11 protein-coding genes and 1 tRNA gene are annotated in these 14,714 nt (G+C 71.1%); 2 read left to right on the top strand and 10 right to left on the bottom strand.

Features of this window, described 5'->3' with window-relative positions; genetic code table 11:
• Positions 1 to 18: 18 nt before the first annotated feature.
• A complete protein-coding gene (locus OXR63_RS00575; protein ID WP_267419420.1) occupies positions 19 to 387 on the top strand; it encodes a PaaI family thioesterase in 369 nt (122 codons plus the stop codon).
• Positions 388 to 392: 5 nt separating this feature from the next.
• Here OXR63_RS00575 and OXR63_RS00580 read toward each other — a convergent pair whose 3' ends face one another.
• The 3 genes from OXR63_RS00580 to OXR63_RS00590 all read right to left on the bottom strand — a co-directional run bounded on the left by OXR63_RS00580 (position 393) and on the right by OXR63_RS00590 (position 1,703).
• Positions 393 to 863, bottom strand: a complete 471-nt coding sequence (locus tag OXR63_RS00580; protein WP_267419319.1) for a GNAT family N-acetyltransferase — start codon at positions 861 to 863, stop codon at positions 393 to 395.
• Between the two features lie 87 nt (positions 864 to 950).
• Positions 951 to 1,556, bottom strand: a complete 606-nt coding sequence (locus tag OXR63_RS00585) for an ANTAR domain-containing response regulator (RefSeq protein ID WP_071275157.1) — start codon at positions 1,554 to 1,556, stop codon at positions 951 to 953.
• A gap of 65 nt (positions 1,557 to 1,621) precedes the next feature.
• Positions 1,622 to 1,703: transfer RNA gene (locus OXR63_RS00590), tRNA-Leu, on the bottom strand.
• Between the two features lie 114 nt (positions 1,704 to 1,817).
• Between OXR63_RS00590 and OXR63_RS00595 the strand changes: the two genes are divergently transcribed.
• Complete coding sequence (locus OXR63_RS00595; RefSeq protein WP_267419323.1) at positions 1,818 to 2,357, top strand: DUF308 domain-containing protein; 540 nt, start codon at positions 1,818 to 1,820, stop codon at positions 2,355 to 2,357.
• A 25-nt stretch (positions 2,358 to 2,382) separates the two neighbouring features.
• On the opposite strand, the gene OXR63_RS00600 is transcribed toward OXR63_RS00595, so the two are convergent.
• From OXR63_RS00600 to trpB, 7 genes are all read right to left on the bottom strand, one after another.
• Positions 2,383 to 3,477 carry a VIT1/CCC1 transporter family protein gene (locus OXR63_RS00600; RefSeq protein WP_267419324.1) on the bottom strand — a complete coding sequence of 365 codons (1,095 nt, stop codon included), beginning with the start codon at positions 3,475 to 3,477 and terminating at the stop codon, positions 2,383 to 2,385.
• A gap of 123 nt (positions 3,478 to 3,600) precedes the next feature.
• Positions 3,601 to 5,046, bottom strand: a complete 1,446-nt coding sequence (gene pyk, locus OXR63_RS00605) for a pyruvate kinase (protein ID WP_267419325.1) — start codon at positions 5,044 to 5,046, stop codon at positions 3,601 to 3,603.
• A 145-nt stretch (positions 5,047 to 5,191) separates the two neighbouring features.
• A complete protein-coding gene (locus OXR63_RS00610; protein ID WP_267419326.1) occupies positions 5,192 to 6,649 on the bottom strand; it encodes a glutamate synthase subunit beta in 1,458 nt (485 codons plus the stop codon).
• A complete protein-coding gene (gltB, locus tag OXR63_RS00615; RefSeq protein WP_267419422.1) occupies positions 6,642 to 11,162 on the bottom strand; it encodes a glutamate synthase large subunit in 4,521 nt (1,506 codons plus the stop codon). The genes OXR63_RS00610 and gltB overlap by 8 nt, the downstream gene beginning before the upstream one ends.
• Positions 11,163 to 11,460: 298 nt before the next feature.
• Positions 11,461 to 12,450: a prolipoprotein diacylglyceryl transferase gene (lgt, locus tag OXR63_RS00620; RefSeq protein ID WP_267419327.1), complete on the bottom strand. Its 990-nt coding sequence runs from the start codon at positions 12,448 to 12,450 to the stop codon at positions 11,461 to 11,463.
• A gap of 215 nt (positions 12,451 to 12,665) precedes the next feature.
• Entirely contained in the window at positions 12,666 to 13,460 is a 795-nt protein-coding gene (gene trpA / locus OXR63_RS00625; RefSeq protein ID WP_267419328.1) for a tryptophan synthase subunit alpha, read from the bottom strand.
• Entirely contained in the window at positions 13,457 to 14,671 is a 1,215-nt protein-coding gene (gene trpB, locus OXR63_RS00630; RefSeq protein ID WP_267419329.1) for a tryptophan synthase subunit beta, read from the bottom strand. Before trpB ends, trpA begins: the two co-directional genes overlap by 4 nt.
• Positions 14,672 to 14,714: the final 43 nt, after the last annotated feature.

Here is a 14,714-nt window from a genome sequence, read left to right on the forward strand (position 1 = left end):
CGTCTCCTCGCGCGGGGCATGGGCGAACTCGCCGACAAGATGGGCATGGTCATCACGGAGATGACCGCCGAGCGCGCGGTCGGCACCATCCCGGTGGAGGGCAACCGCCAGCCGGTCGGGCTCCTGCACGGCGGGGCGTACGTGGTGCTCGCCGAGAGCCTCGGCTCGATGGCCGCGAACGTGCACGCCGGACCGGGTCGCTACGCGGTCGGCATCGAGCTGAACGCGTCCCACTCCCGCAGTGCGACGAGCGGCACCGTCACGGGGACCTGCACGGCGATCCACCTCGGGAACACGCTCACCACCCACGAGATCGTGCTCACGGACGACCAGGGCCGACGCTGCTCGACCGTGCGCATCACGAACATGATCCGCGAGCGGCGCTGACCGCCTCAGTCCTCCGCGGGACGCTGCAGCAGCAGCCGGGCGTCGCCGAAGCCGAGCCGCCGGTACAGCCGCTCACCGTCGACGCTCGAGTGCACCGACACCCGCTCCACACCGAGGTCGTCCGCGACGTCGAGCAGTGCCGTCACCAGACGACCGGCCACGCCGAGCCCACGCACGTCCGGGTGCACGTAGACCGTCTGCACGTCGCCGGTCAACCGACCGTCGGGCCGGTCCGGCGTCGGCGGCCGGCCCACCAGGCCGAGCCACGCCATCCCGAGGACACGGCCGTCGCGTTCCGCCACGACGCACCGGTGGGTCTCCGGGTGCGCCGCGGAGAACGCCGTCATCGCGGCCCGGTACGCCTCCAATGTGTGGACCGGCGTCTGGCCGCCCTCCTCGACGCTCCACCGCCACCGCAGGTCGGCCACCGCCGGCATGTCGGTCGGACGGGAGGCTCGGATCACGACGTCGTTCACGGCTCCACCTTCGCAGATGGGCACCGCACGAGGAAGCGCCGCCACCCGGACCGGGTGACGGCGCTTCCGCAGACGTTCAGTGCGCGACTACTTCTTGGCGCTGAGCTGCTCGATGATCGCCTTGGCGACGTCGTGCATGGTCAGCCGGCGGTCCATGGAGGCCTTCTGGATCCAGCGGAAGGCCTCGGGCTCGGTCAGGCCCATCTTCTCGTTGAGCAGGCCCTTGGCGCGGTCGACGAGCTTCCGGGTCTCGAAGCGCTCGACCAGGTCGGCGACCTCGGCCTCGAGCGTGATGATCTGCTGGTACCGCGAGAGGGCGATCTCGATCGCGGGGAGCAGGTCGTTCGGGGTGAAGGGCTTCACGACGTAGGCGAGCGCGCCGGCCTCGGTCGCACGCTCGACGAGCTCTTTCTGGCTGAACGCCGTCAGGAGGACGACCGGCGCGATGTGGTTCTTGGAGAGCTTCTCGGCAGCGGAGATGCCGTCGAGCTGCGGCATCTTGACGTCCATGATGACGAGGTCGGGGCGCAGGTCGGTGGCCAGCTGGACCGCGGTCTCACCGTCACCCGCCTCACCGACGACGTCGAAGCCGTTGTCGCGGAGGATCTCGACGATGTCCAGGCGGATGAGCGACTCGTCCTCGGCGACGACGACGCGACGGGGTGCTGTTGCAGTTGCTTCTGTGTCACTCACGACCGAGAGCCTACTAGACGCGACGCCCCGAGCACGCATGTCGCACTGCAGTGCACGTTGTTCGGTACGAGTGGCGGGACTTGAACCCGCACGCCGTGAGGCAGAGCATTTTGAGTGCCCCGTGTCTGCCGATTCCACCACACTCGCGAGGGCACCCAGGCTACCAGCAGCGCGCACCGTGGTCGGCCGGCGCCCACGGACGGACCCGGAGGACGCCGGGTACCGTCGAGGTCCGAAGCAGTCCAGTCAGGAGGAGTGCCTGTGGATTCCCGTGCCGTCCGCACGTTCCGGGTCTTCGTGGTCGTCTCGGCCGTGGTGGCTGTCGTCCTCGGCGTCGTCGCCGTCGTGCTCCCGCGCCCGTCCCTCGTCGTCGTCGCCCTGGTGTTCGGTGTGTACCTCGTCGTGTCCGGGGTCCTGCGCGTCGTCGCGGCGGTGCGCGGGCACGGCACGCCGCCGCTCTGGCGCTGGACGTCCGGCGTCGTCGGCACGCTCGTGGCGCTCGCGGGGCTCGTGACCCTGCTCGACCCGGCGATCCCGCTGGTGGTCTACGCCCTGCTGGCCGGGGTGGCGTTCCTCGTCGAGGGCGTCGCGGCGATCGTCGGCGGCGCGGTCGGCCACCCGGGCTCGTCCCGCGTGCCGTCGGTCGTCAGCGGGGTGGTGTCGGTCCTCGGCGGCGTGGCCGTGCTCCTCGCGCCCGGCCTGGCGCTGACGGTCTTCACGGTGCTCGCCGGCATCGCGCTCATCGCGGTGGGGGCCGGAGCACTGCTGCTGCTGCCCCCGCGCGCGGCCCTCCGGCGCTGACGAGACCCCAGGGCCCGCCGACGGGTCAGGCCGCGCCGGTGCCGAAGAGCAGGCCGAGCAGGTAGGTCACGACCGCGGCGCCGAAGCCGATCGCGAGCTGCCGCAGTGCCCGGCGGAGGGGCGACGCACCGCTCAGGACGCCGACCACGGCGCCGGTCCCGAGCAGGGCGATGCCGACGAGGGCTGCTGCGACCCCGATGGCCACCCAGCCCTCGAGCCCGAACAGGTAGGGCAGGATCGGGATGACCGCGCCCGAGGCGAAGAAGCAGAAGCTCGAGATCGCGGCGCTCATGCCGTTGCCGACGGCCTCGTGGTCGTCGGGGATGCGCGTCGGTCGGGTCTCCGGAGCGCTGCCGAGTCCGGCCAGCACGTCGGCGGCGTGCGCGGCGGCGTCCGCTTCTGGCATGCCCCTGGCCCGGTAGACCAGGGCGAGTTCGTTGGCGTCGACGTCGAGGTCGGCCACCGCGCTGCCGGCCTCGGGGTGGGGTGCCGAGGCCTCGAGGAGCTCCCGCTGCGACCGGACGGAGACGTACTCCCCCGCCCCCATCGACAGCGCACCGGCCAGGAGCCCCGCGATGCCGCTGAGCAGGACGAAGTGCCGGTCGGCGCCGGAGGCGCTGATGCCGATGATGAGCGCCAGGTTCGACACGAGCCCGTCGTTCGCCCCGAAGACCGCGGCGCGGAAGGTGCCGGACAGGCGCATCCGCCCGCGGTTCGCGAGTCCGCGCACGACCTCGCCGTGGATGCGTTCGTCGGCCGCCATCCGTGCGGTCGCGTCGGCGTCGTCGGCGTACGGCGAGCGGTCCTCGGCGCGCTGCATGAGCGCGAGCACGAACACCGAGCCGAAGCGCTTCGCCAGGGTCGCGAGGACCCGGGTCCGCAGGCTCCCGCGCAGCGGACGGCCGACGTCGGCACCGAGCAGGTCCACCCAGTGCTGTTCGTGGCGCCCCTCGGCCTCGGCCAGGGCGTCGAGGATGTCGCGCTCCTCGCCCGATCGGCGGGACGCCAGGTTCCGGTACACGGCGGCCTCGGCGCGTTCGTCCGCCAGGTAGCGCCGCCATCGGCGCACGTCGCCGGGGCGACGCGCCTCGGTGCCGGACGGGAGGCTCGGTTCACGCATCGTGGTCGTCTCCTGTCGACGTGATGGGGGCGGTGGACGGACGACGGCGCGGACCGGAGGCCGACAGCTGAACGCTGTGGGGGCTTCCCGTCCGCGCCGTCGCGCGGTGTCCCTGAGCCGGGATCAGTCCCGGACGTAGGCCGGCGCGGCCTCCGCGTGCGCGTCACCGACGCGGTGCACCCGGAGGTCGTTCGTCGAGCCCTCGAGTCCGGGGGGCGACCCGGCCGTCACGATGACGCGGTCGCCGGGGGCGGCCAGGCCGTTCCCGAGGAGGACGTCGTCCACCTGCGAGAAGAGTTCGTCGGTGTGGGTCTTGCGCTCGACGAGGAACGAGCGGACGCCCCAGGTCAGGGCCATGCGGCGGCGGGTGGCCTCGTTCGGGGTGAAGGCGATGATCGGCAGGCCGTGGCGCAGGCGCGACATGCGGCGTGCGGAGTCGCCGGACTCGGTGAACACGCAGAGGTACGAGGCCTCGGTGAACTCCGCGATCTCGACGGCGGCCAGCGTGATGGCGCCACCGAGGGTGCGGGGCTTCGTGCCGAGCGGCGCGATGCGCTCGAGGCCGTGGTCCTCGGTCGACTCGACGATGCGGGCCATCGTGCGGACGGTCTGCACCGGGTACTCACCGACGCTGGTCTCACCGGAGAGCATCACGGCGTCGGCGCCGTCGAGCACGGCGTTCGCGACGTCGGAGGTCTCGGCGCGGGTCGGGATCGGCGAGGAGATCATCGACTCGAGCATCTGCGTCGCGACGATGACCGGCTTGGCCATGCGGCGGGCCAGCTCGACCGCGCGCTTCTGCACGATCGGGACGGCCTCGAGCGGGAGCTCGACGCCGAGGTCACCGCGGGCGACCATGATCGAGTCGAAGGCGTCGATGATCTCCTCGAGGGCGTCGACGGCCTGCGGCTTCTCGATCTTCGCGATCACCGGGAGGCGCTTGCCCTCCTCGTCCATGATCTCGTGCGCGCGGTCGACGTCGGAGGCGTTGCGGACGAAGGACAGCGCGATGAGGTCGGCACCCTGCCGGATGCCCCAACGGAGGTCGGCCTCGTCCTTCTCGCTGAGCGCGGGGACGTTCACGGCGACGCCGGGCAGGTTGATGCCCTTGTTGTTCGACACGGTGCCGCCGACGACGACCTCCGTGCGGACGCGGACGCCGTCGGTGTCGAGCACGCGCAGGCGGACCCGGCCGTCGTCGATGAGCAGCGGGTCACCCGGCTTGACGTCCTGCGGGAGGCCCTTGAAGGTCGTGCCGCAGATCTCCTTCGACCCGGGGACGTCCTCGGTCGTGATGGTGAAGACGTCGCCCACGGCGAGCTCGTGCGGGCCGTCGGCGAACTTGGCGAGGCGGATCTTCGGACCCTGCAGGTCGACGAGGATCGCGACCGGCTTGCCGAGTTCCTCGGCAGCACGGCGGACGTTGACGTAGTTGGCCTCGTGGACGCTGTAGTCACCGTGACTCAGGTTGAGTCGGGCGACGTCGACACCGGCCTGGATGATCTCCTTGACGGTCTCGTAGTCCGAGGTGGCCGGTCCGAGGGTCGAAACGATCTTTGCGCGTCGCAATGGATTCCTTCGTGTGGTGGACGGTCTCTCTCGCGAGAGAACGGTGGGGCGTGCGGCATGTCGTGCTCGTGGGGCTTCGCATGACGAGGAGGCCACCAGCACCCTATCGAGTGCTGGTGGCCTCCCGCTCACCCTGTGGTGTGCATCAGACGGAGATCGCCCGGTCGGTCGCCTTCACCGGCGCCGGCAGCATCGTCGTGCCCTCGAGGTACTCGTCGACCTTCGCCGCGGCAGCACGGCCCTCGGCGATGGCCCAGACGATGAGGGACTGTCCACGACCGGCGTCACCGGCGACGAAGACGCCCGGCTCGTTCGTCGTGTAGTCGGCCTGACGGGCCACCGCTCCTGAGGCGTCCACGGGCAAGCCGAGCTGCGGCTCGATCGTGTGGGTCTCCGGGCCGGTGAAGCCCATGGCGATGAGGACGAGGTCCGCGGGGATCTCGCGCTCGGTGCCGGCCTTCGGGATGCGGCGGCCGTCGACGTACTCGGTCTCGGCGACGCGCAGACCGCGGACCTCGCCGGCGTCGTTGGCCAGGAACTCGACCGTGGAGGCGAGGAAGGTGCGCTCACCGCCCTCCTCGTGGGCGCTCGCGACCTCGTACAGCGTCGGGAACATCGGCCAGGGCTGGTCCTGCGGACGCTCGACGGGCGGCTGCTTGCCGATCGCCAGGTTCGTCACGCTGAGGGCGCCCTGTCGGTGGGCGGTGCCGATGCAGTCAGCACCGGTGTCGCCACCGCCGATGACGACGACGTGCTTGCCCTCGGCGGTGACCTGGTTGTCGACGACGGTGCCGGCACCCGCGCGGTTCTGCTGCACGAGGTACTCCATCGCGAAGTGCACGCCCTCGAGGTCGCGCCCCGGGATCGCCAGCTCGCGCGGGACGGTGGCACCGGTGGCGACGACGACCGCGTCGTAGCGGGACTTCAGGTCGTCCCAGGTGATGTCGCGGCCGATCTCGACGCCCGCACGGAAGCGGGTGCCCTCGGCCTGCATCTGGGCGAGCCGCGCGTCGATCTGGCGCTTCTCCATCTTGAAGTCCGGGATGCCGTAGCGGAGCAGACCACCGATGCGGTCGTCGCGCTCGTAGACGGCGACGGTGTGCCCGGCGCGGGTGAGCTGCTGCGCGGCGGCCAGGCCGGCGGGCCCGGAGCCGACGACGGCGACGGTCTTGCCGGTCAGGCGCTCGGGCGGGTGCGGGGTGACCCAGCCCTTCTGGTAGGCCTCGTCGATGATCGAGACCTCGACCTGCTTGATGGTCACCGGCGGCTGGTTGATGCCGAGCACGCAGGAGGACTCGCAGGGCGCCGGGCAGAGGCGGCCGGTGAACTCCGGGAAGTTGTTCGTCGCGTGGAGCCGCTCGATCGCCTGGCGGCCCTCGCCGCGCCACGTGAGGTCGTTCCACTCCGGGATCAGGTTGCCGAGCGGGCAGCCCTGGTGACAGAACGGCACGCCGCAGTCCATGCAGCGGCCGGCCTGGCGCTTGAGCGCGCCGGACTCCTGCTGCTCGTAGACCTCTTTCCAGTCCATGAGCCGCACGGGCACGGGCCGCCGGGGCGGCAGTTCTCGTTCCTGGACCTTCAGGAACCCCTTGGGGTCAGCCACCTGCGGTCACCTCCATGATCCTGTTCCACACGATGTCGCCGTCGGGGTCGAGCCCCTCGTCGACGGCCTGTCTGCGGGTCTCGAGCACGGCCGCGTAGTCACGCGGGAGCACCTTGACGAACTCGCTGAGGTCACCGGACTCGAGGAGTCCGGCGGCCAGGGTCGACCCGGTCTCGTCGGCGTGCCGCCGGAGCAGGTCGGTGACGATCTCGACGTCGGCGCTGTCGAGCGGCTCGAGCCGGAGCTCGCCGCTCGCGAGCGCGTCGGTGTTGACGTGCTCCCGGCGCAGCCCGCGGACGTACGCGGTGCCGCCGGACATGCCGGCACCGAGGTTCCGCCCGGTCTCGCCGAGGATGACCGCGAGGCCGCCGGTCATGTACTCGAGGGCGTGGTCGCCGACGCCCTCGACCACGGCGCTGGCACCGGAGTTGCGGACCAGGAAGCGCTCCCCCACGATGCCGCGGATGAACATGCTGCCCTGGGTGGCGCCGTAGCCGATGACGTTGCCGGCGATGACGTTCTCCGACGGCTCGAAGCCGCTGGACTCAGCGGGACGCACGACGATGTCGCCGCCCGACAGGCCCTTGCCGACGTAGTCGTTGCTGTCGCCGATGAGCCGCAGGGTGATGCCGGCGGGCAGGAACGCGCCGAGCGACTGCCCCGCGGACCCGCGCAGCGTGATGTCGATCGAGCCGGCCGGCAGCCCGTTCTCGCCGTGACGCAGGGTGACCTCGTGGCCGAGCATCGTGCCGACCGCGCGCTCCGTGTTGCGGATCGGCAGGTCGAGCGTGAGCGAGCCACCGTGCTCGAGCACGTCGGACGCCCGGTGGATGAGCTGCACGTCGAAGTGCTGCTCGAGCTCGTGGTCCTGCTCGCGGTGGTGGCGACGGGGTTCGTCCGCTGCGAACTGCGGCCCGGCCAGGACGGGCGCCAGGTCGAGGCCGGACGCCTTCCAGTGGTGCACGGCACGGTCGACGTCGAGGGCGTCGGCCTGGCCGATGGCCTCGTCGAGGGTGCGGAAGCCGAGCTCGGCGAGGAGCTCGCGGACCTCCTGCGCGATGAACTCGAAGAAGTTGACGACGAACTCGGGCTTGCCGGAGAACCGCTTGCGCAGCTCCGGGTTCTGCGTCGCCACGCCGACGGGGCAGGTGTCGAGGTGGCAGACGCGCATCAGGATGCAGCCCTCGACGACGAGCGGTGCCGTCGCGAAGCCGTACTCCTCGGCGCCGAGCAGCGCGGCCACGACGACGTCGCGGCCCGTCTTCATCTGGCCGTCGACCTGCACGACCACGCGGTCGCGCATGCCGTTCAGCATGAGCGTCTGCTGCGTCTCGGCGAGCCCGATCTCCCACGGGGTGCCGGCGTGCTTCAGGGAGTTCAGCGGGGACGCCCCGGTGCCGCCGTCGTGGCCGGAGACGAGCACGACGTCGGCCAGGGCCTTCGTCACGCCGGCGGCGACCGCGCCGATGCCGGACTGGCTGACGAGCTTCACGTGCACCCGCGCCGAGGGGTTGGCTCGCTTGACGTCGAAGATCAGCTGCTTGAGGTCCTCGATCGAGTAGATGTCGTGGTGCGGCGGCGGCGAGATGAGGCCGACACCGGCGGTGGCGTGCCGGGTCCGCGCGACCCACGGGTAGACCTTCTGCGGGGGCAGCTGGCCGCCCTCGCCGGGCTTGGCGCCCTGGGCCATCTTCAGCTGGATGTCGGTCGCGTGGGTCAGGTACATGCTCGTCACGCCGAACCGTCCGGACGCGACCTGCTTGATCGCGCTCCGGCGCTCGGGGTCGAGCAGGCGGTCGACGTCCTCGCCGCCCTCACCCGTGTTCGACCGACCGCCGAGCCGGTTCATCGCGATCGCCAGGGTCTCGTGGGCCTCCTTGGAGATGGAGCCGTACGACATGGCGCCGGTGTTGAACCGCTTGACGATCGACTCGATCGGCTCGACGTCCTCGAGCGACACCGGGGTGCGCTCGCCCTGCTTGAAGCGGAACAGCCCGCGGAGCGTCATGAGCTCCTCGGCCTGCTCGTCCACGGCCTTGGAGTACTCGCGGAAGATGTCGTACCGGCGCGAGCGCGTGGCGTGCTGCAGCCGGAACACCGTGTCCGGGTTGAACAGGTGCGGCGGTCCCTGTCGGCGCCACTGGTACTCGCCGCCGGTCTGCAGGCGCTCGTGCGCAACGACCGAGCCGTCCAGCGGGTAGGCCTGCTGGTGCCGCTGGGCGTTCTCCTTCGCGATGACGTCGATGTCGACGCCACCGAGGATCGAGGAGGTGCCGGTGAAGTAGCGGTCGACGAACGCCTGGCTCAGCCCGACGGCCTCGAACGCCTGGGCGCCGGCGTAGCTGGACACCGTCGAGATGCCCATCTTCGACATGATCTTCAGCACGCCCTTGCCGAGCGCCTTGATCACGTTCTTGACGGCCTGCTCGGGGGTGATCCCGCTGATCATCCCGGAGCGGACCAGGTTCTCGCAGGTCTCCATCGCGAGGTACGGGTTGATCGCCGAGGCGCCGTACCCGATGAGCGTCGCCACGTGGTGGACCTCGCGGACGTCACCGGCCTCGACGATGAGCCCGGCCTTCATCCGCTGCTCGGTCCGGATCAGGTGGTGGTGCACGGCGGCGAGCAGCAGCAGGCTCGGGATCGGCGCGTTCTCGGCGTTGCCGTCGCGGTCGGACAGCACGATGAACTGCTTGCCGGACTCGATGGCCTCGTCGACCTCGTCGCACACGGCCTGGAGGCGCTGCTCCATGGCCTGCTCGCCGGCGTCGACGCGGTACAGGCCCTTGATCGTCACCGTGAGGTGGCGGCCGGAGTCGCTCTCGAAGTGCTGCACCTTGGCGAGCTGGTCGTTGTCGATGACCGGGAAGTCGAGCACGATCTGCTTCGCGTGCTCGGGGCCGGCGTCGAGCAGGTTGCGCTCGGGACCGAGCCCGAGGCCCATCGAGGTGATCACCTGCTCGCGGATCGAGTCGAGCGGCGGGTTCGTCACCTGCGCGAACTGCTGCGTGAAGTAGTCGAAGAGCAGCCGGGGACGCTCGGACAGCACCGCGATGGGCGTGTCCGACCCCATGGCGCCGAGGGGCTCGGCACCCGCCTGGGCCATCGGGCGCAGCAGGATGCGGACCTCTTCCTCGGTGTAGCCGAAGGCCCGCTGACGGCGGGTCACGGACGCCGGGGTGTGCACGATGTGCTCGCGCTCGGGGAGGTCACGGAGGTTGATGCGCCCGGCCTCGAGCCACTCGCTCCACGGACCCGACGAAGCCAGGCTCTGCTTGACCTCGTCGTCCTCGATGATGCGGCCGGCCTCGGTGTCGACGAGGAACAGCCGACCGGGGCGCAGCCGCCCCTTGCGGACGACCTTGGACGCGGGCACGTCGATGACGCCCGTCTCCGAGCCCATCACGATGAGCCCGTCGTCGGTCACCAGGAAGCGCCCCGGGCGCAGCCCATTGCGGTCGAGCGTGGCCCCGACGAGCGAGCCGTCGGTGAAGGTGATCGCCGCGGGGCCGTCCCACGGCTCCATGAGCATCGAGTGGTACTCGTAGAACGCCCGCAGGTCGGGGTCCATGTCGAGCTGGTTCTCCCACGCTTCCGGCACCATCATCGACACCGCGTGCGGGAGCGAGCGGCCGGACAGGGTCAGGAGCTCGAGGGTCTCGTCGAACGACGCGGAGTCGCTCGCGCCCGGGCTGACGATCGGCAGCAGCGGTGCCATGTCGCCGAGCAGGTCGCTCTCGAGCTGGGACTGCCGCGCGCGCATCCAGTTCCGGTTGCCGCGGACGGTGTTGATCTCGCCGTTGTGCGCCAGCGTGCGGAACGGCTGGGCGAGCGGCCACGACGGGAACGTGTTCGTCGAGTACCGGGAGTGCACGATCGCCAGCTTCGAGGCGAAGCGCTCGTCGCTGAGGTCGGGGTAGAAGGGCTCGAGCTGCAGCGTCGTGACCATGCCCTTGTAGACCATCGTCCGGGCCGACAGCGACATGAAGTAGACCTCGCGCTCGCGCTCGACGCGCTTGCGCATGCGGAACGCCTGGCGGTCCAGCGCGATGCCGTTCCACGCGGCGCCCTGGTCGTCGTGGCGGGTCGACGCGACGAAGAGCTGCTCGAACGCCGGCATCGCGGCGCGGGCCAGGGTGCCGAGGACCTCCGGGCGCACCGGGACCTCGCGCCACCCGAGGACGCGGAGGCCCTCGTCGTCGGCGGTGGCCTCGATCGCGGCCTTCACGGCGGCGCGGTCGTCCTCGTTCAGCGGCAGGTAGGCGGTGCCGACGGCGTACTCCCCCGCGGCGGGCAGGGCGAACGGCACGGCCTCACGCAGGAAGGCGTCCGGCACCTGGCAGAGGATGCCGGCGCCGTCACCGGTGCCGGCGTCCGACCCGACGGCACCGCGGTGCTCGAGGTTGCGCAGTGCGCCGAGTGCGGCGTCGACGATGTCGTGGCCCGGCGTCCCGCGGAGCGTCGCCACCATCGCGAGACCGCAGGCGTCCTTCTCGTTCGCCGGGTCGTACATCCCGGTGGCCTTCGGCACGGCCGAGAACCGCTGGTGCGCCGGCAGGAGCTCAGCCGGTGCCGTGGACTGGGGTGGCAGGAGCGCCATGGGGAACCGTCCTCACGAGGAAGTGGAACAGGGACAGCGGTGGCCCGGTGGTGCGTTCCGCCCGAGGAGGGCGGGCCCGAGGTGGGCGGAACTGGTGCCGGTGCGCGACGTCAGCGGGTGGTTGCCCGGACGCCGTGCGGAGGATGGGGGCCGCTTGTGGCAGACCCGTTGGGGGTGGTGCTGGTCGGGTGACGGCGTGGAGGCCGGACCCTCAGGAACGGTCGACTGCTGTGGCGACCGAACCGGACCCGGCGCCGACGGGGACGTCGTCGTCGTGCTCCGAGTAGGTGTCGTCCGAGTCTACGGACTTCGCCCGCGGCTCGCGACCGGGCAGGTAGGGGCTCGGCTCCTTGCCGGTGTGCCGGCGGGACTGCACCATGAAGATGACGATGCCGACCAGGATCGCGGCGAACGCGACCCAGACGTTCGTGCGGACGCCGAAGAAGGTCTCGCTCGTGTCGACGCGGATCGACTCGAGGACGGAGCGGCCGATGCCGTACCAGATGAGGTAGAGCGCGAGGACCCGGCCCCACTGCAGCTGGAACCGGCGGTCGATGAGCAGGATCACCGCGACGCCGACGACGTTCCAGATGATCTCGTAGAGGAACGTCGGGTGGAACAGGGTGCCCTCGGGCAGCCCGGTCGGGTACGCGGCGTTCGAGGACTCGATCTGCAGGCCCCACGGCAGGTTGGTCGGCATGCCGAACAGCTCGTGGTTGAAGTAGTTGCCGAGGCGGCCGAAGGCCTGCGCGAGCAGCATCGCCGGGGCGACGGCGTCGAGGAAGGCCGTGAAGCGCAGCCCCACCTGGCGGCACCCGAAGTACGCGCCGACGGAGCCGAGGATGAGCGCCCCGAAGATCGCCAGGCCGCCCTCCCAGATGTAGAGGAAGGACCACGGGTCGCGCCCGGGACCGAAGTAGTCGCTGAAGTGCGTCAGGACGTGGAACAGCCGGCCACCGACGATGCCGAACGGCACCGCCCAGATCGCGATGTCGATGATGATCCAGCGCTCGACGCCGCGGGCGTTCAGGCGGCGGTTCGTCAGGATCACGGCGGCGACGATCCCCAGGAGGATGCAGATCGCGTACGCGTGGATGCGGAAGTCGAGCGGCAGCGACCAGCCGAACACGTCGCGCAGCCAGGCCGTCAGGTCGAAGTACTGCCAGGCCGTGCTGGGACTCGGGATGCTCAGGAGGGGCATGGAGGTGCTCTCGCCTTTCGTTGCTGCGCAGCCGGTGCGGCCGGGCGGTGGGTCGACCCGCGTCGACCCCGGATCACTGTAGCGCGGCTGGTCCGGTGGTCAGGAACCGACGGCGGTGTCTGTGGGAACCGTGATGCGGGTGGAGAGGGGAGGCCCGGTGCGGGTGAGCGGGTCTGCTCACCCGCACCGGGCCTCCCGTTCGGGACTGCTGCTGCTCAGCGGCGCTGGGCGCCGACCGTCAGCTCGGCGGCCCGCTGACCGACGCCGGTGACGCCGAGGTCGGCGAGGGCGCGGACGAAGGCGGACCCGACGATGGCACCGTCGGCGTACTCGAGCACCTCGGCGACCTGGTCGGCGGTGGAGATGCCGAGACCGACGCAGGTGCGGGCGACGCCCGCGTCACGGAGTCGGGAGACGACCGTGCGGGCCGCGACGTCGACGCCGAGTCGTGCGCCGGTGACGCCCATGGTGGAGACGGCGTAGACGAAGCCGCGGCTGGACTCGACGGCCTGGTGCATGCGGACGTCCGAGGAGGACGGGGCGGCGAGGAACACGCGGTCGAGACCGGTGCGCTCGGAGGCGTCCATCCACGCACGACCCTCGTCGGGGATGAGGTCGGGCGTGATGAGCCCGGCGCCGCCGGCCTGCACGAGGTCGTCGGCGAAGCGCTCGACGCCGTACCGGAGCACCGGGTTCCAGTAGGTCATCACGAGCACGGGGACGTCGACGCGCTCGGTGATGGCGTGCACGGCGTCGAACACCTGCGCGACGCGGAAGCCGTTCGCCAGCGACTCCTCGGCGGCCCGCTGGATGACGGGGCCGTCCATCACGGGGTCGGAGTACGGCAGGCCGAGCTCGATGACGTCCACGCCGTTCTCGGCGAGGGCCACCGCGGCGTCGATGCTGGTCTCGAGCGTCGGGAAGCCGGCGGGCAGGTACCCGACCACCGCTCCCGCGCGGTCGGTGTTCGCCTGGTCGATCGTGGTGGCGACGGTCCGGTTCGTGCTCACAGCTGCTCCGCGTTCTCGTCGAGGATCCCGAAGTACCGGCTGGCCGAGGCCACGTCCTTGTCGCCGCGCCCGGAGAGGTTCACCAGGATGACGCCGTCGGGGCCGAGCTCCTTGCCGAGCTTCATCACCCCGGCGAGGGCGTGGGACGACTCGATCGCCGGGATGATGCCCTCGGTCTGGCTGAGCAGACGGAAGGCCTCCATCGCCTCGGTGTCGGTGATGGGTTCGTACTGCGCACGGCCGATGGAGGCCAGGTAGGCGTGCTCCGGGCCGACGCTCGGGTAATCGAGGCCGGCGGAGATGCTGTGGCTCTCGATGGTCTGGCCGTCCTCGTCCTGCATGAGGTACGACTTGGCACCCTGCAGCACGCCCTCGCGGCCCAGGGTGATGCTGGCCGCGTGCCGGCCGGTCTCGACGCCGTCGCCGCCGGCCTCGTACCCGAGGAGGCGAACGGACTCGTCATCGAGGAAGGCCTCGAAGATGCCCATCGCGTTCGACCCGCCGCCGACGCACGCCGCGACGGCGTCGGGCAGGCGACCGACGAGGTCGAGGACCTGCTGGCGGGCCTCGACGCCGATCACCTTGTGGAACTCGCGGACCATCTCCGGGAACGGGTGCGGACCGGCGACCGTGCCGAGCAGGTAGTGCGTCGAGTCGACGTTGGCGACCCAGTCGCGGAGGGCGTCGTTGATGGCGTCCTTGAGGGTGCGCGAACCCGTCTCGACGGGGATCACCTCGGCCCCGAGCAGCCGCATCCTGGCGACGTTGAGTGCCTGGCGGTCGGTGTCGACGGCGCCCATGTACACGACGCAGTCCATGCCGAAGAGCGCTGCGGCGGTCGCGGTGGCCACGCCGTGCTGGCCGGCGCCGGTCTCCGCGATCAGGCGGGTCTTGCCGAGGCGCTTGGCCACGAGCGCCTGGCCGAGCACGTTGTTGATCTTGTGCGAACCGGTGTGGTTGAGGTCCTCGCGCTTGAGGATCACCCGGGCACCACCGGCGTGCTTGGCGAAGCGCGGCACCTCGGTGATGATCGACGGGCGGCCGGTGTAGTCGCGCTGCAGGGTGTCGAGCTCCTCGTGGAAGGCCGGGTCTGCCCAGGCCTCGCGGAAGGCGGCTTCGAGTTCATCGAGGGCCAGCACGAGGGACTCGGGGACGAAGCGTCCGCCGAAGTCGCCGAAGTACGGGCCGTGGAGGTCACGGAGTGAGGTCACGATGGTGCTCCAGGGGTGCCCGGCACGGACGCCGGGCGGACGG

Origin of the sequence: Curtobacterium sp. GC_Cur_3 (assembly GCF_026544205.1) — a bacterium.
Classification (GTDB): domain Bacteria; phylum Actinomycetota; class Actinomycetes; order Actinomycetales; family Microbacteriaceae; genus Curtobacterium.